At 41.2% G+C, this 22,369-nt stretch carries 21 protein-coding genes; 16 read left to right on the top strand and 5 right to left on the bottom strand.

What is annotated here, in order from left to right:
- Window positions 1–67: 67 nt before the first annotated feature.
- Window positions 68–2,260 (top strand): polysaccharide biosynthesis tyrosine autokinase, encoded by a 2,193-nt coding sequence (locus U2718_RS24975; RefSeq protein WP_341996002.1) that lies wholly within the window; start codon window positions 68–70, stop codon window positions 2,258–2,260.
- Between the two features lie 211 nt (window positions 2,261–2,471).
- Here U2718_RS24975 and U2718_RS24980 read toward each other — a convergent pair whose 3' ends face one another.
- Complete coding sequence (locus U2718_RS24980; RefSeq protein WP_341996001.1) at window positions 2,472–2,849, bottom strand: hypothetical protein; 378 nt, start codon at window positions 2,847–2,849, stop codon at window positions 2,472–2,474.
- Window positions 2,850–2,984: 135 nt separating this feature from the next.
- Here U2718_RS24980 and U2718_RS24985 point away from each other — a divergent pair, with 135 nt between their 5' ends.
- The 8 genes from U2718_RS24985 (at window position 2,985) to U2718_RS25020 (ending at window position 9,123) form a co-directional block, all read left to right on the top strand.
- Window positions 2,985–3,929, top strand: a complete 945-nt coding sequence (locus U2718_RS24985) for an NAD(P)-dependent alcohol dehydrogenase (RefSeq protein ID WP_341995999.1) — start codon at window positions 2,985–2,987, stop codon at window positions 3,927–3,929.
- A 906-nt stretch (window positions 3,930–4,835) separates the two neighbouring features.
- On the top strand, window positions 4,836–5,639 hold the full coding sequence (cysE, locus tag U2718_RS24990) for a serine O-acetyltransferase (RefSeq protein WP_341995997.1): 804 nt from the start codon (window positions 4,836–4,838) through the stop codon (window positions 5,637–5,639).
- Between the two features lie 54 nt (window positions 5,640–5,693).
- Window positions 5,694–5,939, top strand: coding sequence for an Asr1405/Asl0597 family protein (locus U2718_RS24995; protein ID WP_341995995.1), 246 nt, complete (start codon window positions 5,694–5,696; stop codon window positions 5,937–5,939).
- Window positions 5,940–6,000: 61 nt separating this feature from the next.
- Window positions 6,001–6,198, top strand: a complete 198-nt coding sequence (locus U2718_RS25000; RefSeq protein WP_289789605.1) for a DUF2949 domain-containing protein — start codon at window positions 6,001–6,003, stop codon at window positions 6,196–6,198.
- A 491-nt stretch (window positions 6,199–6,689) separates the two neighbouring features.
- Window positions 6,690–7,823, top strand: a complete 1,134-nt coding sequence (nifV, locus tag U2718_RS25005; RefSeq protein ID WP_341995993.1) for a homocitrate synthase — start codon at window positions 6,690–6,692, stop codon at window positions 7,821–7,823.
- Window positions 7,810–8,100 (top strand): nitrogen fixation protein NifZ, encoded by a 291-nt coding sequence (locus U2718_RS25010; protein WP_016878473.1) that lies wholly within the window; start codon window positions 7,810–7,812, stop codon window positions 8,098–8,100. Before nifV ends, U2718_RS25010 begins: the two co-directional genes overlap by 14 nt.
- Entirely contained in the window at window positions 8,075–8,278 is a 204-nt protein-coding gene (nifT, locus tag U2718_RS25015; RefSeq protein WP_341995989.1) for a putative nitrogen fixation protein NifT, read from the top strand. Before U2718_RS25010 ends, nifT begins: the two co-directional genes overlap by 26 nt.
- 293 nt (window positions 8,279–8,571) lie before the next feature.
- A complete protein-coding gene (locus U2718_RS25020; RefSeq protein ID WP_341995987.1) occupies window positions 8,572–9,123 on the top strand; it encodes a (2Fe-2S) ferredoxin domain-containing protein in 552 nt (183 codons plus the stop codon).
- Window positions 9,124–9,298: 175 nt separating this feature from the next.
- Here U2718_RS25020 and U2718_RS25025 read toward each other — a convergent pair whose 3' ends face one another.
- A complete protein-coding gene (locus U2718_RS25025) occupies window positions 9,299–9,919 on the bottom strand; it encodes an exopolysaccharide biosynthesis protein (RefSeq protein ID WP_341995985.1) in 621 nt (206 codons plus the stop codon).
- Between the two features lie 199 nt (window positions 9,920–10,118).
- On the opposite strand from U2718_RS25025, the gene U2718_RS25030 reads away from it, so the two are divergent.
- Complete coding sequence (locus U2718_RS25030) at window positions 10,119–11,753, top strand: alpha-D-glucose phosphate-specific phosphoglucomutase (protein WP_341995983.1); 1,635 nt, start codon at window positions 10,119–10,121, stop codon at window positions 11,751–11,753.
- Between the two features lie 458 nt (window positions 11,754–12,211).
- Here the strand turns inward: U2718_RS25030 and U2718_RS25035 are convergent, their stop codons facing one another.
- The 3 genes from U2718_RS25035 to U2718_RS25045 all read right to left on the bottom strand — a co-directional run bounded on the left by U2718_RS25035 (window position 12,212) and on the right by U2718_RS25045 (window position 15,065).
- On the bottom strand, window positions 12,212–12,664 hold the full coding sequence (locus tag U2718_RS25035; protein ID WP_341996300.1) for a DoxX family protein: 453 nt from the start codon (window positions 12,662–12,664) through the stop codon (window positions 12,212–12,214).
- A gap of 86 nt (window positions 12,665–12,750) precedes the next feature.
- Complete coding sequence (gene ctpC / locus U2718_RS25040; protein ID WP_341995981.1) at window positions 12,751–14,160, bottom strand: carboxyl-terminal processing protease CtpC; 1,410 nt, start codon at window positions 14,158–14,160, stop codon at window positions 12,751–12,753.
- Window positions 14,161–14,480: 320 nt separating this feature from the next.
- Window positions 14,481–15,065, bottom strand: a complete 585-nt coding sequence (locus tag U2718_RS25045; protein WP_341995980.1) for a hypothetical protein — start codon at window positions 15,063–15,065, stop codon at window positions 14,481–14,483.
- A 221-nt stretch (window positions 15,066–15,286) separates the two neighbouring features.
- On the opposite strand from U2718_RS25045, the gene U2718_RS25050 reads away from it, so the two are divergent.
- The 6 genes from U2718_RS25050 (at window position 15,287) to nuoH (ending at window position 22,353) form a co-directional block, all read left to right on the top strand.
- Window positions 15,287–15,964 carry a response regulator transcription factor gene (locus tag U2718_RS25050; protein WP_341995978.1) on the top strand — a complete coding sequence of 226 codons (678 nt, stop codon included), beginning with the start codon at window positions 15,287–15,289 and terminating at the stop codon, window positions 15,962–15,964.
- A gap of 184 nt (window positions 15,965–16,148) precedes the next feature.
- Window positions 16,149–17,438, top strand: a complete 1,290-nt coding sequence (locus tag U2718_RS25055) for a sensor histidine kinase (RefSeq protein WP_341995976.1) — start codon at window positions 16,149–16,151, stop codon at window positions 17,436–17,438.
- Window positions 17,439–17,544: 106 nt separating this feature from the next.
- A complete protein-coding gene (locus U2718_RS25060; protein WP_341995974.1) occupies window positions 17,545–18,585 on the top strand; it encodes an AI-2E family transporter in 1,041 nt (346 codons plus the stop codon).
- Between the two features lie 120 nt (window positions 18,586–18,705).
- A complete protein-coding gene (locus U2718_RS25065) occupies window positions 18,706–19,698 on the top strand; it encodes a DUF389 domain-containing protein (protein WP_341995972.1) in 993 nt (330 codons plus the stop codon).
- A gap of 463 nt (window positions 19,699–20,161) precedes the next feature.
- A complete protein-coding gene (locus U2718_RS25070) occupies window positions 20,162–21,067 on the top strand; it encodes an AraC family transcriptional regulator (protein WP_341995970.1) in 906 nt (301 codons plus the stop codon).
- A 167-nt stretch (window positions 21,068–21,234) separates the two neighbouring features.
- The gene (nuoH, locus tag U2718_RS25075) at window positions 21,235–22,353 is read left to right on the top strand and encodes an NADH-quinone oxidoreductase subunit NuoH (RefSeq protein ID WP_341995968.1); all 1,119 of its coding nucleotides are present in this window, start codon (window positions 21,235–21,237) and stop codon (window positions 22,351–22,353) included.
- The last annotated feature ends 16 nt before the right edge of the window (window positions 22,354–22,369 follow it).

Raw genomic sequence — 22,369 nt, forward strand, 5'->3', positions numbered from 1 at the left:
AAAACCATGATTTCAAAATTTTATTTAGCAATGTAACTTGATTACAATTAAGGAACTTAATAAACTTATGGACACTGTAGAGACTTCATCAAGAATTGATTATTGGCTGATATTTAAGCGTCGTTTGTTACCTACTTCAATTGTTTTTATCTTTGTTTTTACTCTTTTTGGGGTAGCGGCATTTTTTAAAAAGCCTTCTTATTTATCAGAAGGTAAATTAAGATTTCAAAGAACAAATACTACTTCTTATTTAACAGGTTTATCAACAGAAATAGGAAAATTAGAACCATTAGTACAAGACCAGAAAACTAGTCCTCTGAATACAGAAGCAGAAGTAATACGTTCTCTTCCCGTTGTGAAAAAAACTATCAGCCAACTTAACCTAGTAGATAGTAAAGGTAGACTTATAAAATCAAAGTTATTTATAAAAAATCTTACTGTCAAAGATGTGAAGGGAGCTGATGTTATACAAATTTCTTATCGAGATACAAATCCACAAATTACAGCAGATGTTGTAAACACATTAATGCAAGTTTATCTGAATCAAAATATATCTTACTTGAGATCAGAAGCTTCAGCAGCCCGCAAATTTCTAGAAAAACAACTACCAAATGCTGAATTAGTTGTTCGTCAAGCAGAAGCAGAACTAGCAAAATTTAAAGAGCAATACAAAGTTGTTTCCCTACAAGAAGAAGCAAGTAAGGCAGTAGAAATTATTGGAGAATTACAACAGCAGATAAACTCAACTCAATCTGAAATTGCCGACGTTCAAACCCAATCTCAAGAAATCCGCAAGCAATTAGGCATGAACTCTCAGCGGGCATTAACAGTCACTTCATTTAGCCAAATTTCAGGAGTGCAAGATATTCTCAAAGAAATTCAGCAGTCAGAATCGCAACTTGCAGCTAAACGTACTGTTCTACAAGATACTCATCCACAAATTCAAAACTTAGCAGAAAAATTACAGTCTTTAAATAGGCTACTACAACAACGAATTAAACAGGTTGCAGGAACGAATAAACCACAACTAAACAAAAACTTACAACTTGGAGTTTTGCAACAGCAACTTTCTGCAAAGCTTGTGGAATTAGAAGCAAATCGTGTGGGATTAGCGAGTAAAGCCACTGCTTTATCAAACTTACAAACTGAATACAAACAACGACTGAATAATCTACCTAAATTAGAACAACAACAGCGTCAGTTGGAACGTAAAGTACAAGCAGCCCAGTCTACCTACTCACTTTTACTACAAAAATTGCAAGAAAGTCGGATTGCAGAAAATCAAAATGTAGGGAATGCCAGCATTATCAGTAAAGCTGAAGTACCAGAAGAACCGATTTCTTCTCCGATGCTTTCTTATCTCAGTGCAGGCTTATTAGCTAGCCTGGTTGCATTAGCAGCTGTATATGTTTTGGAAGTAAGAGATAAATCAATCAAAACCGTTGATGAAGCGAAAGAATTACTAGGATTTACCTTACTAGGGATTATTCCTTCTTGGAGCAAATCGAACAAATCTATTCGTAGCGATGAAGAACCAGAGCCATATAGTGAAAGACTTGTTGTTCGTAATACTCCTCGATCGCCTATTAGTGAAGCTTACCGGATGCTGCGGGCTAATCTCATGTTTACGAGTGCTGACAAGGAACTGAAAGTTATTGTTGTCACTAGTTCTGTTCCTAAAGAAGGTAAGTCAACGGTAGCTGCCAATTTAGCGATCGCTATGGCACAGATGGAACGTAAAGTCTTACTAGTAGATGGAGATTTACATCGTCCAGTTCAGCATCGGATCTGGGAACTATCGAATGACCAGGGTCTAAGTAATATAATTGTTGGACAGTCAAATTTGAGGATGGCAGTCAAAACTGTGATGACTAATTTGGATGTTCTGACTGCTGGTGTAGTACCTCCCGCTCCAGCCTCTCTCCTCGACTCCAAAAAAATGGCTGCTTTGATCGAAACTTTTGCCGTTCACAACGACTTTGTAATCATTGATGCTCCTTCACTAACGGTTGCGGCTGATGCTGCGACTTTGGGACAAATGGCTGATGGTGTGTTATTAATTGCTTGTCCGGGGGTTGTTGATACTGCAAGTGGTTTATTTACAAAAGAGTTTTTAGAAAAATCTGGGCAACATGTTTTGGGAATGGTTGTGAATGGAGTTAATTCCAATAACTACAGCCGTTTTTATATTGCTGATGAATTCTACTCTCAAGATAGCGAGATGAATGGAGCTGTGAGAACTAACAATCTGAAGATATAGATTGAAAGCCTCGAAACTCTCGTTACTAGGTTCAACTTGGTAACGAGAACTAGAACCTGTGGTTCTCAATCAAATCGTGCAAGTTATCAACTTCAATTTAAAAAAACTTAGACTATCAGCCTTGGAATTGATTCCAAGGTAATCAATCGCTTTAAAGCAGCACGTAACGCACCCTACTTCACATCAAGACTTTGATAGTTATCGGAGATGTTTACTGAACTCTAAAGCCGATTGGCTCCTGCTTTGCCAAGCGAGTTAGCAGTTCTGCTGTCAAAGATTCTCCGCTACGTCGCGCTTCCCAAGAACCTGAGTAGTGTTTACTGATTCTCCACTCTCCCTGCATATAATTTTCATCTTCGGAGATTGTACCAACATACCTAACTGGATCTGGTGAAGTAGTCAAGTAGCTTTTAGTAAAGCTGATGCGACGCCCTATAACCTCTCCATGCAACTGTGCTTCTCCGAGAAAGTTATCATCCAAAATGTTGCCACTTAAGCTATTGCCACTTTGAATGAGTACTGCTTCAAAACGAGTTGGGATTTCTTCTTGCCAGTAGGTGCCAAGCCAAGTACCACTTAAATCTGCCATGAAATTTTTCCAACACTTTGTTTTATTGTGGCGTTAATTAGGTATGAAGTTCAAATGCCAATCTCGCTACACTAAGGTAATTAGCAAAAGTGCTTTCTAGTCTAGTCAGCAAATTAGCGTATCCGGAGGAAAACTATGAAAGCAGTTGTAATTCATAACTACGGATTGGCAGATGTGTTGCGATATGAAGATGTGGCACCACCAAAAATTAAACCCGATCAATTACTTGTTAAAGTGCATGCTGCTTGCATTAATCCCATTGATTGGAAAATTCGCAAGGGAATGTTGAAAGTAATTACAGGTAACAAATTCCCAATGATTTTAGGGTTGGATTTGGCAGGAGAGGTGGTAGAGGTTGGTACTAAAGTCACGCGCTTTGCAATCGGAGATCAAATTTACGGTTCTGTTAAAGTTCCTGGAGGTGCTTATGCCGAATTTGCCGCCATACAAGAAAACCAGGCTGCTCTCAAACCTAAAAATATGAGTTATGAACAAGCAGCTACTTTGCCTGTTGCAGCACTCACCGCTCTTCAAGCACTGCGCGATCTGGGTAAAATTAGGGCAGGACAAACTGTGTTGGTTAACGGTGCTTCTGGTGGAGTGGGAATTTTTGCAGTGCAGATTGCCAAAGTATTTGGCGCAGAGGTAACAGGAGTTTGCAGCACGAAAAATCTAGATTTGGTTAAGTCTTTGGGAGCCGACAATATCATTGACTATACACGGCAAGATTTTACTCAAGATACTTTTCAATACGACATTGTTTTTGATGTAGTTGCTAAAAAGTCTTTTGCTGACTGTAAAAAAGTTCTTAAGCCTAATGGAATTTACGTTACTACAATACCCACTCCACAAAACATCTTACCAGGAATATTGTCAACGTTGATTCCAGGGAAAAAAGCTAAATTCGTGCTTGCAAAACCTAACCCTCAAGATTTTGCGTACCTAAATGAATTAATTGAAGCAGGCAAAATACGCACTGTTATCGATCGCACCTATCCCCTCCAAGAATTAGCCGCTGCTCATAACTACAGTGAAAGCGAACGTGCCGTAGGAAAGATTGTGATCGCGATCGCCAGTTGATAGTAGAAGCAATACCTTGTGCCTGCCCTTAGGGATTATTATTTATTGGTTAGTAGGGGAGCCAGTGCTTTGCGGAGCCAGTGCGGTGAAGCAGCCCCCGTCTTGGCGGTTTCCGGCGTTCGCGTAGCGTCTCCGAAGGAGTTTGGGGGACTGCTGTACGCCGGAGGCGTTCCCACAGGGTACCCGAAGGGTGGACGGGTTCCCCGGCATAAAGCACCTGGCGTCGGGTTCCCCGCGTTGTAGCACCTGGCGTCAACTGGCGTCGGGTTTCCCGCGTTGTAGCAACTGGCGTGCGGGTTTTATTGATGATATGAACGGTTAAAACCGACAATTTATCTTCTAAACCAGCCCGTACAGTAGATAGTAGGGGCGAGTTTTGCTGATTACCTTTCGGTTGAAACAGACAATTTATCTTTTAAACCCGCCCGTACAGTGGTTAGTGGTTGGTTGTCCCCTTGTCTCCCCCTCCCCGCGTCCCCGCGTCCTCTTCCTATTCCCTAATTCGACTTGTTTTTTCACCGACAAACTAATAAAATAAGGATAGTAACTGGCTATACAGAATTTTTACTGTTCGTATTACAAACCGCATATTTCTGCACGGTTGAGTACACGTTAAGTTATGCAAAAATATTTTGCTCAATCGTTGCAAAATCCTAAAAAAGTGGGCTTGACATTGAGTACCAAAATACCTAAGCCTTCACCCAAAAATACTAGGACCCCCATCCTAAAAATACTAACACCCCTCCCCCCACAAAAATTTTAAATTTCCATTAAATCGGGGTTGGGGCTTGTGAGTACAAGCTTAATCAATCCAATAAATCCAATCAACATCGGATGTACTAACCGATCACAAGGTGCCTGATATAAGCAGAAAATAGCGCACTGCTTTTTATCAGAGCATTACCGATGCCACAGACCTTAGAGCCGATCCGGAAAACCAAAATTGCACAAACACTGGATGGTGCAAATACCGAAAAAAAGCAATCCTTTGTTGCTAGCGTTTTGTTTGAGCCATTATTAAGTGATTTTCGCATAATTTTCGAGCGTGATCCGGCAGCACGTAATTGGTTAGAGGTGTTATTTTGCTATCCGGGATTCCATGCTCTTTGTTTGCATCGTCTTGCCCACTGGTTACATCTTCGTCAGGTGGCTTTTGTGCCTCGCCTAATTTCTCACTTGGGAAGATTTTTGACTGGAATTGAAATTCACCCAGGAGCAGAAATTGGCAAAGGGGTATTTATCGACCACGGTATGGGTGTTGTCATTGGCGAAACTGCGATTGTTGGGGACTACACCTTAATTTATCAAGGTGTCACCCTCGGCGGCACTGGAAAAGAAACAGGTAAGCGCCACCCCACCTTAGGCAAAAACGTCGTTGTGGGTGCCGGTGCGAAAGTTTTGGGCAATATTCATATTGGCGATCGCGTTCGTGTCGGTGCAGGTTCGGTTGTGTTGCGGAATGTCCCCGCTGATTGCACTGTAGTAGGAATTCCTGGACGTAATATTTCCCGCAAGCAGTCTGTTAGTCTCTCTCCTTTGGAACATAACAAGCTTCCGGATGTAGAGGCGAGTGTAATTCGCTCTTTGCTAGAACGCATAGAGCAACTCGAACAACAAGTGCAAACTTTAAAAGAAGGCAGAGGAGCCACTGCGCCCTTGGGGGTTAAACACGTTGTAGCACGTGGCGTGGCAGAAGGTAATTATTTGTAGTTATTTGTTTTCGTTTTTTGTTTCCACCAACCACACATTACCAACAAATGAAGAATGTTACAACACAGTAGTTCTAACGCCTTGGGCGATCATATTTTGCAGATTCCTTTAAGCGATCGCTGGCGAATCTATCACCGCTTGCAAGAGTTAATGGTTCCGTGTTCGTGTCACCCTGATGGTTCTTTGCGAGTACAAGTGAATAGTTGTTTAACAGTAATTCTTGTTCACAGTACTGTCAAGCAATTTGTGGCTTCTCGGCAAGAATTAATCGATTGGTTAGAGCAATGTTGGCAGTTGTGATTATTTAACTAACACAATTCATGACATTTATTACTTCACACTTTTTGTCAAATCTTCTCTTATGGTTAACTGTAACACTGATATAAAATTTATTAATTTTTTGCAAGAAGAACTCGAATTGACAAGAAGGGATATTGCTGTAGCTTTGCGAAAACGTGAGTTGGAAAATGGCCCATTACCAATGCTGCTTTGGCAGTATGGATTTGTAGATATAGAGCAGTTAGAGCGGATTTTTGATTGGCTAGAAGAACAAGTTTAATTAGATAATTTTTGATTCTACATCTAGAAAGTAAATGGAAACAGCCTTTTATCTTATGCCCTCTGCCTTCTACTTAGCACACTAAAAAATTGACATTCACTTTGAGGCTAATACTATGATTTGTACTTTAATTGCTGGACTGAGCTTATTAATTTTCTCAGGAGTTGCCAATACATACATGAGCTATATACTACTCGATGAAATCTCTCATCCTTCTGGAAAAAATAATTCTTAATTTATACTCATTCCTGGTTTGTTGTCATACAGAATGCAAGTTGGTAATCGAGTAAGAATGAAGTTAAAAGCTAAATGATGTAGACGCCCGCTAGGGCGGCTTCTTGAAGGGTAGGATAAAGGATGAAATATTTTATTAATTCATACTTAATACTTCATCCTTCATCGTTTATTAAGTCATTGCTCGTTACCAGTAATTTTTCAGGGCATTAGACCAGAAATGGTACGAAAAACATTGCCTAAGAGGTATTTTTGCAATGAATCAGGTCTTAATTAATGATACGACTTTGCGTGACGGCGAACAAGCAGCAGGTGTTGCTTTTAACTTACAAGAAAAAGTAGCGATCGCAAAATTTCTTGACACTATCGGCGTTCACGAAATAGAAGTCGGTATTCCAGCGATGGGTGAGGAAGAAATGCGAGCGATCGCAGTCATTTCTGACTTAGGTTTGTCTGCAAATTTGCTAGGCTGGAACCGTGCCGTCATCTCAGATATTCAAGCTTCCTTGGCTTGTGGCTTGGAGCGAGTACATATTTCTATTCCTGTCTCTGGAATTCAAATAGCGGCTAAATTTCATGGTCAATGGCGAGTAACGTTACAACAACTCAAAGATAGTATCAGCTTTGCTTTAGATCGCGGTCTTTGGGTTGCAGTAGGAGGAGAAGATTCTTCTAGAGCCGATGACAACTTTTTGTTTGATGTAGCTCATTATGCCCAAGAATGGGGTGCATCGCGGTTTCGTTTCTGCGATACCGTTGGCATTCTCGATCCGTTTACCACATATACAAAAGTGAATCGCTTAGTCGCAGCTTTGATGATTCCTGTGGAGATTCACACCCACAATGATTTTGGTTTGGCAACCGCCAATGCTCTGGCTGGAATTAAAGCCGGAGCCATGTCAGTAAATACAACGGTAAACGGATTGGGTGAAAGAGCAGGCAATGCGGCTTTAGAAGAAGTTGTCATGGCAATCAAGCGCATTTACGGTTTCGATGTCGGTATCGAGACTCGGCGTTTGTTAGAACTATCTCGACTGGTAGCAGCGGCATCAGGTTGCAGTGTACCGCCCTGGAAAGCAATTGTCGGCGAAAACACCTTTGCTCACGAATCTGGTATTCATGCCCATGGCGTCATGCAAAACCCCTCTACCTATGAGCCATTTGCACCTGAAGAGGTGGGTTGGGAGCGGCGTTTAGTTGTAGGTAAGCATTCTGGCAGGCATTTACTATCTAATTTACTACTACAGCATGGCATCACTCTCAGTGTAGAAGAAAGCCAGTATGTTTTAGATGCTGTGCGGAAACGATCAGTTCAGAAAAAACGCAGCTTAAGCGCACAAGAAGTGTTGAATTTAGTCAAAGAAGTGAGATACTCTCATGCCATCGGATGAATTTGAATTAGATGACGCACCAGCTTTTGAAATAGGTGACAAAGTCCGAGTTCGCAAACTCATTAAAAATGATGGTACTTTTCCTGGACAAGAAATTGGAAAAGTATTAGCAAATATCGGAGATATCGGTTATGTAGCTAGTATAGGTACCTTTTTACAAAGGTCTTATATTTATGCAGTGCATTTCTTACATACAGGGTTCATCATCGGTTGTCGTGCAAAAGAACTAGAACTTGTAGAGGCTAAAGATAATGAAGGTAATGCTACGCAAAAATAACACTGGTACTTTAATGGTTTACGTTGCCAAAAAAGATTTGGAAGAGGAAGTTGTTAAAGAAACAGATGGAGCCGATGGCAAGATTTTTACTTTAGCAAATGGTTGGGAACTGTTATTTACTAACTTACCAGATCCGCTAGTATTACCTCAAACTTTTGAAGCAAAACGTCTTGCATAAATAGGGAATAATCAGAAGGCAGAGGGCAGAAGGTAGAAGGCAGTAGACGCGGTAGACGCGTTCGCCGTCAGGCGTTGCGTTAGCTAGCGGCTTCCGTTCAGCGAAGCTGTTCCCGTTCCCCGAAAGGGGTTCCCGCAGGGTAGGGTAGGTACGGCTTCCGTAGGTAGGCAGAAGGTAAGAAAGTTTTGTTATGCGTTCTGGTGTGCGCAGTTTATGACAGCTACTTAGTTAATAGCTATTAGCTATTAGCTATTAGCTATTAATTGTGAATAACCTCAAATCCAAAGTAGAAAATGAGCAATAAGTACCTAACCTTATCGGAGTTTAACCTTGAGGGGCAATTCCTTGGTTTTGTGGGCGATCCATCAGGATCGTGTAAATACTTGCGAGTGGCGATCACATCTGGAGAAGTGCGACTGAAAATTCCCAAGGAGTTGCGTTGTTCTCTCAATCAATATCTAGAAATCGGTGAAATCATTAGCGTCTTTGGTTTGAGTAAGTTAAACTCTCACACAGGCAAAATCAAATTTAAAGTCTATGGGGTAAAGCCACTTGGTATTTGCCCAAGCCAAAAAATGCCCCCGCCACCGAAAGCCAAAATTTTGGTATGTCAAAAGTCTGGCTGTCGCAAACGGGGTGGTCAAGGTTTACTCTCAGAATTAGAGAAGACTTTGTGCGAACGTGGGCTTCAAGATCAAGTCGTTATCGAAACTACTGGTTGTTTAAAGCGTTGTAACAACGCACCCAACTGCATATTACAACTTGGGCATAAAGAATACAAAAAAGTACATCCAGAGGCGATCGCATCGTTATTGGAAAATCATTTATATAAGTTACAACAATAAATTGCAAAGAAATTTTGTAATGAATTTTTGTAATTAATTTTATGGGTAGACGGGATTCAGGCTTTGTCTGCCTGTTTTGCTTGAATAGGCGATCGCTATTAAAAGGGAACAGAACCATTAAACTCATCTGTCTCCTATCCCCTATCACCTATTCCCTATCCCCTATCCTCTGCCACTAACGCAAACGTACAAGTACCGCAGATAACAAAGCCGCGATCGCACTTGTCATAATTACAAGTACTGCACAGGCTGCCAAAACACCCAAAACGATCACCACCCCATCTTGCTCAATTATGCCGAGACTAATGACAACTATTGTGACGGCAGGCGGCAGATTACCAAAAGGGATAGGCAGAGCAATCACAAAAGCAAGAACAAGAAACAATAAGCCCAACAGGCGCTGTGCGAGAGGAGAACTAATAAATCGCCAGCGTGGGCGAATCACTTTTTCGTATTTTTGTAGGTAACGCAGAATTTTGTTGATAACTTTCTCAAAATCTTTGCGTTTAAAGGAGCGATTTGCAATCCATCTCGGTAGCCAAGGCTTGGAAAAACCTAAGACTAACTGTGCCGATACAATCATTAAAGGTATGCCAATAATCGCAGAAACTCCAGCAACAGGTAGTGGCAGCGCTTCTGGTAACGCACAAATAAATATTAGGGGAGCAAAAGCCCGATTATTCAACTCACTTAGTAAATCTCTTAGGTAAATACGCTCTCCTGAATGTTTTTGTAAGAAATCCTGTAGTAATCTTGAAGTTTGTAATTTTGTTGGTAAGCCAGATGATGTAGGCATAGTCTAGGAACAGAGTTTAGCTGGTATTTCTGATCAATAAATTAATTGCTTGCTTTCCGTTCTACGTGCAACACTCAGTGGAAAGAAAAATCACAGCATGACAAGAACGATGTTTAAAGGATACTTTCCCTGTCAAAATGTAAGATAGCTTTCGGCCGAAGGCTTACTGCTTGCACTTCCCAGATAGCGATGTATTCCAATGAACATTAAAACAGTTGCGACTACACCTTTTTTAGACCAGAAACCAGGCACTTCCGGTGTGCGAAAATTAGTTTCTGCGTTTAAGCAACCCCACTATCTTGAAAATTTCATTCAATCGATTTTTAATAGTATCGAAGATTACCAGGGGCAAACCATGATTTTGGGCGGTGATGGTCGCTACTATAATCGGCAAGCGATTCAAACCATCCTGAAAATGGCTGCTGCTAATGGTGTTGGACGGGTTAAGGTTGGTCGTGGAGGTATCTTGTCTACGCCGGCAACTTCCTGCGTAATTCGTAAGTACAACGCTTTTGGCGGTATAGTTTTGTCTGCCAGCCACAACCCCGGCGGCCCAGATGGAGATTTTGGCGTCAAATATAATACTAGTAATGGCGGCCCCGCACCGGAGAAGGTGACAGCAGCAATTTTTGAGAAAACCAAAGTCATAGATAAGTATAAAATTTTGGAAGCTCCTGATGTAAATTTGGATACTTTAGGTGAATCCAAATTAGGAGATATGGTAGTAGAAGTCATTGACTCTGTACAAGACTACGAAAAATTGATGGAGTCCCTATTTGACTTTGACCGAATCCGAGAAATGCTGACTAGTGGCAAGTTTCGGATGTGCGTAGATTCAATGCACGCAGTGACTGGCCCCTATGCCCATGCTTTATTTGAGCAGAGATTAGGCGCACCCGCAGGTACAGTAAAAAATGGTACACCACTAGAGGATTTTGGCGGTGGACACCCCGATCCAAATTTGGTTTATGCTCACGATTTAGTAGAGATACTTTTTGGTGAGAATCCTCCCGACTTTGGTGCTGCTTCCGATGGCGATGGCGATCGCAATATGATTTTGGGACGCAAATTTTTTGTCACACCGAGCGATAGTTTAGCAGTTCTAGCAGCTAATGCCACCCTAGTTCCAGGCTACAAAGATGGTATCGCAGGAGTGGCGCGTTCTATGCCCACCAGTCAAGCCGTTGATCGAGTTGCTGCTAGTTTGGGTATCGATTGTTACGAAACACCAACGGGGTGGAAGTTCTTTGGTAATTTGCTGGATGCAGGTAAAATCACTCTTTGTGGAGAGGAAAGCTTTGGTACTGGTTCTAATCATATCCGTGAAAAGGATGGATTGTGGGCAGTGTTATTTTGGCTGAACATCCTAGCAGTTAAACAACAACCCGTCGAGCAACTGATGCGGGAACATTGGCAAAAATATGGTCGCAATTACTACTCGCGTCATGACTACGAAGCCGTAGATAGCGATCGCGCTAACCAATTGATTACCAAACTGCGCGAGCAAATTCCCAATCTTAAAGGGAAAAAATTTGGCGATCGCGAGGTAGAATACAGCGACGATTTTAGTTACACAGATCCCGTAGATGGTAGTGTAAGTAAAAATCAGGGCATCCGAATTGGATTTACTGATGGTTCTCGCATTGTCTACCGCCTCTCTGGCACTGGCACCCAAGGTGCGACGCTGCGAATTTATTTAGAAAGCTATGAACCCGATCCGAGCAAGCACGATCTCGATCCGCAACAAAGCCTTGCAGATTTAATAGCGATCGCAGATGAAGTTGCCCAGGTACGCGCATTGACAGGCATGGAAAAACCAACTGTGATTACTTGAAGCTTAATTGACTTCTAGCCGGCAATTTTTGTAGGGTGGGCACTGTCTAACTTTCCTCAAACCTTTATTTTTAAGTTGTTGGCAGTGTCCAACTTACAAGTAGTAGTAGTGGTATGGCACAGCTAAAATAGTGCATTAAACCTCTTGCACTCATTCTATATTCAAAGAAATCGACCACAGATGGACACAGATGGACACAGATAAAATCTATGTTTATCGGTGTCTATCTGTGGTTGTAATTAACCTAAATCGTGATTGTTGCAAAAAGTCTATTGTATTAGTAGTCAAGTTCTGCAAGGAAAACGCTACTAGGAGCCTTTTCTCTCCTATTATTTTTTTGTAGGGTGGGCAGTGCCTAACTCTCTCCAAACCCTTATTTTACGTTGTGGGTAGTGCCCACCTTACAAGTAGTAGTAGAAAATCTCAAACGGTGCGGCGCTTGGAGATGGCATAAGCCATTACCCGCTTGCCTTGGCTTTTCTTACTTCTTTGACAACTTCCGACGCTCCTACTTGTGTTTCTGGATTGCGAGTGTACCAGTATGCCCAGGCAATTAATAATGCTTGGAAGGGTAGTCTTACTAAATAAAGCAACTGGCTATGGGGAATTCCCTCAACTTCAATATTGTGCAAAGTCATGTAAATGTTGGCAGGAAACACCGCAATAAACAAAGCGATTAATCCCCATGCTGCTGCCACACTCACAAATGGAATCATTAAACCAACGCCACCTAAAATCTCAAAAACACCACTGATGTACACAGACGCAAATGGCGGAAACGATGGTGGTACAATACGGGCGTATTGCTCTGGTCTAATAAAATGAGTGATACCGACGATGATGATAGAAACGGCAAGAACACCGCGGAGGATTTCTTTGCGGCGAAGATCTAAGTGAGGCACAAAAGACATAGCAAACATAAGCAACACTAGATTAAATAGTAGATATTGCTGTGCTAGCCTACTTCTATCCAAAGTTAGTCCACCGCAAAGGTAGTTTATGTTTTTAATTTGCCCAACACTTCTACTGCTCTAGCAAATTGAGGATCTGCTAAGGTGCCGATTTTCTCTCGTTCCTGAAGCCATAAATTTTGTCGTTGTTTATCGTTCAAATTCACAGCTATATCTGGAAGAATTCCCTGCTTGTTAATATCTCTGCCACTGGGAGTATGGTATTTGGCAATTGTTACTGTTACTCCCGAACCATCGTCAAGGGAACGCACTGATTGTACTAAACCCTTGCCAAATGTTTTACTACCAACTAAAACAGCACGCTTATTGTCTTGTAAAGCACCAGAAACAATTTCGCTGGCACTGGCGCTACCTTGATCCACCAATATAACCAGGGGTTTATTTGTCAAAGCGCGTCCGTTTGCCACTTCTCGTTCTACTTCACCCTGCCTGTCAATCATGGAGACGATCGCGCCTTTATTAAGCCACATTCTAGTAATTTCCACACTAGAGGAGAATAATCCACCAGGATTATTTCGCAAATCCAGAATATAGCCAGTTACTTGTTTACTTTCTAAGTTTTGAATTGCGTCTTGCACTTCTTTAGCAGCATTTGCACTAAACTGCTTGAGACGAATATAGCCGATATTGCCTACCGGAGATTGCTTTTGGGAAAACTCTACAGGATGAATTTCAATCCGCGCTCGTGTAATTGTAAATTTTTTTTGTTGCCCGTTGCGCAAGATTGTCAGGTTAACTTTAGTCCCCGGTTCACCTCGAATTAAGGATACAGCTTGATCGGTATCCATCCCTTGTGTGCTTTTACCGTTAATGTTGAGAATAATGTCTTTTGCTAGAATCCCAACTTTAAAAGCGGGTGTATCCTCAATAGGAGCAATCACAATTAGTTGTTTGGTTTTATCGTCTAAACCTATTTGAATACCAATACCTGTCAATTCACCAGAAGTTTCCGTTTGCAGATTCTTGAACTCCTGTGGATCCATAAACCGGGTGTATGGATCGTTTAGCTTTTTGAGCATCTCCCGGATGGACTTATAAGCTTCCTGTTTGCTGTTGTAAGATTTGCTTAAGTATTCACGACGAACAGCTTGCCAATTAACTCGATTAAAACTACTGTCTACGTACTGACGGTAAATAATTTGCCAAACTTCATCTATTAATTCTTTAGGCGATCGCTTCAATAACCTGGAATTAGAAATGGTTTGTATAGGTTTGAATTGTTGAAAAGGGATTGGCTGTGCTAGTTGTGCTGATTGTACTGAAGCACGTGGTTGAGAAGTGTTAGTAAAAATACTGTACCTATTGCCTTGGCAATCTATTTTTACCTTGTTATCTGGCGTTGCTTGTGAAGCGATCGCCATTTCAATTTGTAGCAATGGTAGCGTCAAAGTACCTATAAGGCCAACAATTGCATGAAAGCGGGATGAAAGAGTCATAAATACAACAGCTTTACCAAGGTTGTCAAAAAGTATCTGTAAACATCTAGCTAATTTAGGAAGATGTGTAACAGTTACTGTTTTTCTTTTCTAGATATTGTAGGAATTTTTTTAATATTTGCAACTAAGCGATCACGTTGGCGTACACATCTCTACCTCAATAGCCTGTTAAGACAAAATTCTTTTGCTCCACAATCCACCTAAATACATCCATCACAAGTGGTGATAAAGTCTTGTGGGATTTTACATCCAGATTATATATAATATGCAATCACCCATGATGTTGAACTTTTCTTAGCATCTGTACGCTATATAAATATTTATTTTTTAATTTGATAACGGATGAGATTCCTAACTTCTTCTATAGATAAATTCAGTACTTGAGCAGTCCTTATTTCTACTAGGTTGATATCAGTAAATGGAAGCAGAAATTCTAACGTTGTTAAAGGGTCATTAGCAGTTTTAACTTCTACAGAACTAAATCCCTGAGCGTGGTTAATTTCAGCTTTAATAACTTTTAAAGTCACTGGTATTTCTATTTTTAATTGGCTTGGAGATTTAAGATTTCTGATGTTAGAATCAAATCCCAATTTTTGAGCGATCGCTAATTCATAAGAATTGAGGTTAGAGTTAAAAAATTCAAACTCTAATTTTTTAATTATGGAATTTTCTGTTTTAATTTCAATTTGAGTAAATTTTTCTTCTTTCTCAATTTCGACAGCAACAATTTTAAAACTTAATTTGAGTTGTGCCTGTGGAAGTTGGTCAGCTTGTAACTTATCGAAGGTTCTGTAAGGGAGACTCAATAGTTGTTTTGTCACTAAATCACTAGTTACCCAAAAAATAATTCCTACTAAAAGCAGAGGTAATAAAAATAATAAAAATGGTAAGCGTTGAGAAGACATAATCTGTGACATTTAAATTATTTAACAATAACAATTTGGCTTTTACCTATAAATTTAGCAGCCTTTCAAACTGTCTAGGGATAGAGGATACCCGCGACATTAATCCATCGGAGATATAAAATAAAGTCTTTCTTGTGGAAGACATTAATGATATTTTGACTTTTATATTATGAAATAAAAGACAATCAATTTTACTGCAAAGGCTTAACCTCTAATGTTTTATGCGGATATTACTGGTAGAAGATGACTTAGAACAATTGGAGCCATTACAGGGTATCCTGTCTGAAGCTGGATATATTGTAGATGCAGCAGAAGATGGAGAAATTGCCCAGTGGCTGATTTCTCAAAAAGAATATGACCTGTTAATTTTAGACTGGATGTTACCCACAATTAGCGGGTTGAGTCTTTGCCGTCAATATCGTCTCTCTGGTAAAACCGCACCAGTGTTGATGCTAACAGCTAAAGATACCACGCCGGATAAAGTCATGGGTTTAGACGCGGGAGCAGATGACTATGTGGTTAAACCCGCTGACTTGATCGAATTATTGGCGAGGGTGCGTGCTCTAGGGCGTAGATCTCCCAACTGGCAGGGAGATACTCTTTGTGTAGCCGATCTACAATTACGGCTGGCGAACTTGAGCGTGGAACGCAATCAAATAAAAGTAGAATTATCTCCTCGTGAAGCGCAACTGCTAGAATATCTAATGCGTCACCCCAATCAAGTTTTAACTCGCAACCAAATGGAAGAAGCGTTGTGGGAATGGGGTATGGAACCAGAAAGTAATGCCCTAACTGTGTTAGTACGCAAGTTGCGGCACCGCTTGCATTTACTGGGTGCAGCAGATTGGATTCAAACGGTGTATGGTATGGGTTATCGCTTCCGCCCACCAGAATGTTAAGAAGGTTACAGGGGATAAAGTACAGGGTACAGGGGAGCAGAGGGGGAGAATAGCTACTAATCACTAACCACTGTACTGATGGTTTTAGAAGAGAAATTATCGGTTTGAGCCGAAAAACAATCCAAAAACCCGCCCTTACTATCCTCTAAGCCAATGACGAATGAAAAATGACAAATGACTAACTATGTTTAATCGTAGCCGTCGTAATCTTGCAAGTTGGTTTACTCTCGCAATGGGGAGTATCCTAATTATATTTGCGGCGGTAGTTTATTACCTAGAAGTTATAGATCAGCTGGAGGAACTGGATCGATTACTCTACAAAAAAACCATCGTGATGGCAGCGAATGTGAAGTCAGAACTGTACAAAGGTGAGCAACAGGTAGACTTAGAACATGTACCATTATTGGGAAGTAGAGTACAACCATTGCCAGATAGCCAGCTGGTATATGCACGTTGGTACGATGAAAAAAAGCAACTGGTGCAATTTTTCGGTGTGGCTCCTCATGATCGCCTATCAGTGCCAGGTGGGTTTGATACTATCAAGACTGCTGACAAGCAAATATGGTTGCGTCAGGTAACATTACCTGTTTATCAAGATAATTTATTAATTGGTTATTTGCAGGTGGCAATGCCAATGACTTCTACAGAAAATGCTTTGGCAAGCTTCCGTCTAATACTGGCAATATCTGTCCCCATCACTTTAAGTGTAATTGCGTTAACTGGTTGGTGGTTGGGAGGTGTGGCAATGCAACCAATTCGCCACAGTTACGAGCATTTACAACGGTTTACGGCTGATGCTTCTCATGAATTGCGATCGCCTCTGTCAGCTATGATCAGTAATGCCCAGTACGGTTTACTGTCTAGATCTGACGATCCCGTGGCACAGCGTCAGCGCTTTCAAAAGATTTTTGAGATTGCCAAGTCGATGAGTAGTTTGGTAAATAATCTGCTGTTTCTTGCCCGTTATCAAGGCAGATTACCTAACGAATCTTTGCAAGAAGTCGATCTAACTGGCTTACTTAAGCAAATAACTGATGAATATGGCACACAACCAGAAGCACAACATATCAGTTTAATTTCTAAGTTACCTACTAGTAGTGTAGATGTGCTTGGTGATAAATTATTACTACACCAAGCTGTAGTTAATCTACTTAGCAATGCTTGCAAATATACACCCTGCGGTGGTCAAGTTCAATTGCAGTTACATACCCAATCACGGTGGGCTGTAATTCAAGTTACAGATAATGGTATTGGTATTCCTAAAGCTGATTTGCCATACATTTTTGAGCGGTTTTATCGAGTAGATAAAAAGCGTTCTCGCAAAACAGGAGGATTTGGTTTGGGGTTAGCGATTACTCAACAAATTATCCAATCTCACAGTGGTGAAATTAGCGTCAAAAGTTCAGTCGGGAAAGGTTCTACATTTCAAATTATTTTACCTCTGGCTGCAAAAAGATTAGGCATGAAATGCTAGTAGCCCTGATTGCGAAAGAGTCATTTTGTAATCATATTTAGAAAGTAGCCTAGACAAGGCTAAATACTAAACCTCACACAAACTAAAACTCTAAAAAATAGACAAAATGAAACTTGGACAATGGCTGGGATTTTTAGCACTGGTAATCTCGCTTTACATCCTTTGGCAAATTCGGCAGCTATTGTTGCTATTATTCACTGCTGTAGTGCTAGCAGTATCTATTAATCAGCTTGTGCAGCGATTTCAGCAGTCTGGTATCAAACGGATTTGGGCTGTGTGGCTAAGTTTGGGTATTGTCATAACGCTACTAGTTGGCGTTTTCTTTTTGATTGTGCCACCATTTATCGAGCAGCTTAGGCAGTTAGCAACGCTTTTACCAACCGGAATCAATCAAATACAAAGAGGTATTAATTGGTTAGAGGAGCGCTTTTTACAGACTTATTTGCCAGATATTCCTGATTTTAATCGGCTGATTGAACAACTCCAGCCTTTAGCTACTAATTTTCTGCAACAGGCGATCGCTATTTTCTCTACCTCTGTCACTGCAATCTTAGAATTCCTCTTAGTTATTGTTTTAACATTAATGCTACTTGTTAATCCTCAGCCTTACCGCAGAGTTTTTGTACGCTTCTTTCCTGCTTTTTATCGTCCTAGAGTCGAAGAAATTCTCTCTCGTTGTGTGCAAGGTTTAGGTAATTGGACAATTGGTGCTTTGATTGAAATGGTATTTATTGGCGTTCTTAGCGGAGTGGGGTTATGGATTTTAGGAGTACCACTGGTGCTAGCTCATGCAGTTTTAGCAGGTTTACTTAATTTTATTCCTAATATAGGCCCAACTTTAAGTGCAGTGCTACCAATGGCAATAGCTTTTGTTGATACCCCTTGGAAAGCTGTGGCAGTCTTAATTTTATACATCATAATTCAGAACGTTGAAAGTTACTGGCTCACCCCCACAGTCATGGCAAAACAGGTGGCATTATTACCTGCTGTCACTTTAACAGCGCAAATAGTTTTCGTCACTTTTTTTGGAGCTTTGGGATTACTGATGGCAATACCACTGGCGGTAGTTGCCAAAACCTGGCTAGAAGAAGTGCTATTTAAGGATATTTTAGATCAATGGCGGCAAGCTCCTTCCTCTGAATATTAAGTAGTTAGGCAAAATAAAAGTTATAGGTGAACGCAGGGAACAGGGAACATGACAAAGTCAGTCTGTAGAAAATCATCATCATAGCTAAACAAATTAGAGATTAATGAGGTAAAAAACCTTGTGCTCGGAAAATTGCAAAACCGCTTCCAAAATTTTAGAAGGAAAGTAGTTGAGCCGATCCAAATTCAACAGCTAGAAATAGAATTGCTAGCAGAATCAATATTAGATATACCTTATCTAGTTTTGATTGTTGGCTCCTGTGCGATCGCTACCTTTGGATTATTAACTAACAGTAGTGCGGTAATTATTGGAGCTATGATTGTTGCACCTTTGATGTTGCCAATTCGAGCTTTGGCTTACGGGGCTTTGCAAGGAAATATAATTTTATTTCGCAAAGGAGTCATAGCAGTCGCAGTGGGAACAATCATTGCAATTGCGATCGCCTATAGTTTGGGGTTATTTGTCAGTCTTCCTAGATTTGGCAGCGAGGTGCTGGCACGTTCGGAACCAACTCTATTAGATCTAGGGATTGCAGTCGCGGCTGGCGGTATCAGTGGCTATGCTAAAGTTGAGCCAAAAATTTCTGGAAGTTTAGCAGGAACAGCTATTGCCGTTGCCTTAATGCCTCCAATTTGCGTGATTGGCTTAGGATTATCACAGGCAAACTTTTCGCTCAGTATTGGAGCAACCTTACTTTACCTGACGAACCTACTAGGCATAACTCTTTCGTGTATGCTGACGTTTTTACTCGCAGGTTACGCATCTTTGCATCGGGCGCGAAAACCCCTGCTTTGGACTATAGCTTTGACGGTTATTCTTGTCATTCCCTTAGGCGTCAGCTTTTATCGGTTGCTTCGCCAAGCACAGCTAGAAACTAGCGTGCGACGAGCACTCTTAAACAAAACTGTCACTTTTCAAAGATTACAGTTACTTACACTAGAAACTAACTGGTTAACTAATCCACCACAAATTCGTCTCAACGTGCGGGCAAGGGAACCCGTAACTCCTCGGCAAGTAAAGTTCTTGGAAGAATTTATTGAGCGAGAAATGGGGCAATCTTTTACTTTAATTTTTGAAGTTGGTGAGGTACAAGAAGTACAGCGAGAAAATTAAAAAAGGAGACAAGAGATAAGAGGAGGTGGGGAGATGAGGAGGCTGGGGAAGCTGGGGAGCACCAGGGGCAGAGGAGAACAACCAACTACTAACCACTGTACGGGCGGGTTTAGAAGATAAATTCTCGATTTGAACGGTAAGATGATCAGCAAAACCCGCACGCCAGTTGACGCCAGTCGCTTCAACGGGGGGAACCCTCCGAAGTCGCCTCAACGGGGGGAACCCCCGCACGGCGCTTCTCTCCGCAACGCGCTGGCTCCTTTATGCCGGGAGACCCGTCCACCCTTCGGGTACCCTGTGGGAACGCCTCCGGCGTACAGCAGTCCCCCAAACTCCTTCTGAGACGCTACGCGAACGCCGGAAACCGCCAAGACGGGGGCTGCTTCACCGCACTGGCTCCCCTACTAACTAATGACTACATAACCAATCGTTAACCTTAATGGCTTGATTAACCAGAAGCACAATGCCAAAAGCAAAATCTCTAAGTATCGATTTTTCTCAGGAAAAGGAGGCAGGATATCAACGCGTTTACTCGCGATCGCCACTTTTAACTAACCTGCCAACACTGTGGAACGGATTTTATTTTGCATATGACTGTCAACCTCCTCATGAAACTCCTGAAGTATTTGCTCCACAACATGGAGTTGCTATTTTTACACAAGTACCAAAAATAATCAACTACGAGCAATCAATTGACGGGCAATTTTACAGAAAACAAATTTTTCCAGGTGATATTGTTATTACACCAGCAAATATCGCTACTCGTGCTCAGTGGAATACAGCATTCAGTATAATTCTTCTCGGTTTTGAACAAGTAGTTTTTAGGCGTGCAATTTGCGAGTCACTTGAGCCTGAGCAGGTAGAGCTAGCACCACACTTTGCTATTTCCGATCCACTAGTCTACCAAATTGGGCTAGCACTTAAGACAATGCTAGAAAATGACGGGGCAGGAAGCCGTCTGTATGCGGAAACGATGGCTAACGCTTTGGCTGTTCATCTTTTGCAAAACTACTCAACGCAAAAACCGAGTTGGCGTGATTATCAAGATGGTTTACCTCGACACAAGTTACAAATAGTAATTGATTATATTCACGCCCATCTTAACGAAGATATAGGATTAGCAGAACTAGCAGCGTTAGTACAAATGAGTCCGCGTTATTTTCTGAAACTTTTTAAAACATCAACAGGTTTTACCCCCCATAAATTTGTTATTCACACCAGAATTGCCCGTGCTAAGGAATTGCTGTTGTTAAAACAAACAAGTATTGCTGAAATTGCCCTCAAGGTTGGTTTTGCTAATCAAAGTCATCTGAATATGCACTTCAAACGCTTGCTTGGTGTAACACCCAAACAATTTCAAAACAAATAGCAATAACTTACAAAAATCGGAATAACTTGCAAGACATGAGAGTGCCAATTTTGCTTATTTAGAAGAAACATTATTGTGTCTTTTTGTTAAATTCAACAAATTCAAGGGTTGATAGCAGCAGACACAAAAGTTTCGTTAAAAGTTCAAGCAATTTGGAATTGGCAAATATGAGTACAGGAATTGACTTGCAAGAAAGTTTTATCCAATCTCTTTTGGATATAGGAGTACCACTGGGAATAGCAAAAGCAATTTGGATGCCGCTACCAATGGTGCTGATGATAGTTGGTGCCACAGTGGGAGTGTTAATTTGTATATGGCAAGAAAGAAAGATTTCTGCTGCCGTACAACAAAGGATTGGCCCAGAGTATATAGGGCCATTCGGTTTATTGGCAAGCGTTGCAGATGGTTTAAAGTTAGTCTTTAAAGAAGACGTAGTGCCAGCAAAATCAGATGTGTTGTTATTTACCCTTGCCCCAGTGATTGTAATACTTCCAGTATTTCTCTCTTACCTAATTGTGCCATTTGGACAGAATTTGATCATCAGCAACGTAGGTATGGGAGTATTTTTGTGGATAGCTTTATCAAGTATTCAACCCATTGGCTTGCTGATGTCTGGCTACGCATCGAATAATAAGTACTCCCTCTTAGGAGGTTTGCGAGCCGCAGCGCAGTCAATCAGTTACGAAATACCTTTAGCTTTGAGTGTGCTGGCAATAGTAATGATGTCTAATAGTCTTAGCACCGTTGATATTGTAAATCAGCAATCTGGATACGGTATCCTGGGTTGGAACATTTGGCGACAACCAATCGGTTTTATCATATTTTGGATCGCAGCCCTTGCCGAATGCGAACGATTGCCCTTTGATTTACCCGAAGCCGAAGAGGAACTAGTAGCAGGTTATCAAACAGAATACTCTGGCATGAGATTTGCTCTGTTTTACATTTCTTCCTATGTTAATTTAGTGCTTTCTGCGTTGTTAATAGCCGTTTTGTATTTGGGAGGTTGGGATTTTCCCATTCCGATGAGTCTGATAGCTAGCTGGTTAGGAGTCAGCGCCAACAACCCTGTGTTGCAGATTGTCGCGGCGTCATTGGGCATCATCATGACTTTGCTAAGAGCCTATTTCCTGGTATTTCTTGCCATTTTACTACGCTGGACGGTGCCTCGCGTTCGTATCGATCAATTACTAAATTTGGGGTGGAAGTTTTTGCTACCGATTGCTTTGGTTAATCTACTAGTAACAGCCGCTTTAAAGTTAGTTTTTCCTTTTGCTTTCGGTGGTTAGCATACTTGTGCCAGAC

It is taken from the genome of Chlorogloeopsis sp. ULAP02, assembly GCF_038404745.2.
Lineage (GTDB): Bacteria > Cyanobacteriota > Cyanobacteriia > Cyanobacteriales > Nostocaceae > Chlorogloeopsis.

What these genes read in the sequence shown, in the direction of transcription:
- U2718_RS24975 (WP_341996002.1), top strand. Translation starts at nt 68, where the DNA reads ATGGACACTGTAGAGACTTCATCAAGAATTGATTATTGGCTGATATTT.
- U2718_RS24980 (WP_341996001.1), bottom strand. Translation starts at nt 2,849, where the DNA reads ATGGCAGATTTAAGTGGTACTTGGCTTGGCACCTACTGGCAAGAAGAA.
- U2718_RS24985 (WP_341995999.1), top strand. Translation starts at nt 2,985, where the DNA reads ATGAAAGCAGTTGTAATTCATAACTACGGATTGGCAGATGTGTTGCGA.
- cysE (WP_341995997.1), top strand. Translation starts at nt 4,836, where the DNA reads ATGCCACAGACCTTAGAGCCGATCCGGAAAACCAAAATTGCACAAACA.
- U2718_RS24995 (WP_341995995.1), top strand. Translation starts at nt 5,694, where the DNA reads ATGTTACAACACAGTAGTTCTAACGCCTTGGGCGATCATATTTTGCAG.
- U2718_RS25000 (WP_289789605.1), top strand. Translation starts at nt 6,001, where the DNA reads ATGGTTAACTGTAACACTGATATAAAATTTATTAATTTTTTGCAAGAA.
- nifV (WP_341995993.1), top strand. Translation starts at nt 6,690, where the DNA reads ATGAATCAGGTCTTAATTAATGATACGACTTTGCGTGACGGCGAACAA.
- U2718_RS25010 (WP_016878473.1), top strand. Translation starts at nt 7,810, where the DNA reads ATGCCATCGGATGAATTTGAATTAGATGACGCACCAGCTTTTGAAATA.
- nifT (WP_341995989.1), top strand. Translation starts at nt 8,075, where the DNA reads ATGAAGGTAATGCTACGCAAAAATAACACTGGTACTTTAATGGTTTAC.
- U2718_RS25020 (WP_341995987.1), top strand. Translation starts at nt 8,572, where the DNA reads ATGAGCAATAAGTACCTAACCTTATCGGAGTTTAACCTTGAGGGGCAA.
- U2718_RS25025 (WP_341995985.1), bottom strand. Translation starts at nt 9,919, where the DNA reads ATGCCTACATCATCTGGCTTACCAACAAAATTACAAACTTCAAGATTA.
- U2718_RS25030 (WP_341995983.1), top strand. Translation starts at nt 10,119, where the DNA reads ATGAACATTAAAACAGTTGCGACTACACCTTTTTTAGACCAGAAACCA.
- U2718_RS25035 (WP_341996300.1), bottom strand. Translation starts at nt 12,664, where the DNA reads ATGTCTTTTGTGCCTCACTTAGATCTTCGCCGCAAAGAAATCCTCCGC.
- ctpC (WP_341995981.1), bottom strand. Translation starts at nt 14,160, where the DNA reads ATGACTCTTTCATCCCGCTTTCATGCAATTGTTGGCCTTATAGGTACT.
- U2718_RS25045 (WP_341995980.1), bottom strand. Translation starts at nt 15,065, where the DNA reads ATGTCTTCTCAACGCTTACCATTTTTATTATTTTTATTACCTCTGCTT.
- U2718_RS25050 (WP_341995978.1), top strand. Translation starts at nt 15,287, where the DNA reads ATGCGGATATTACTGGTAGAAGATGACTTAGAACAATTGGAGCCATTA.
- U2718_RS25055 (WP_341995976.1), top strand. Translation starts at nt 16,149, where the DNA reads ATGTTTAATCGTAGCCGTCGTAATCTTGCAAGTTGGTTTACTCTCGCA.
- U2718_RS25060 (WP_341995974.1), top strand. Translation starts at nt 17,545, where the DNA reads ATGAAACTTGGACAATGGCTGGGATTTTTAGCACTGGTAATCTCGCTT.
- U2718_RS25070 (WP_341995970.1), top strand. Translation starts at nt 20,162, where the DNA reads ATGCCAAAAGCAAAATCTCTAAGTATCGATTTTTCTCAGGAAAAGGAG.
- nuoH (WP_341995968.1), top strand. Translation starts at nt 21,235, where the DNA reads ATGAGTACAGGAATTGACTTGCAAGAAAGTTTTATCCAATCTCTTTTG.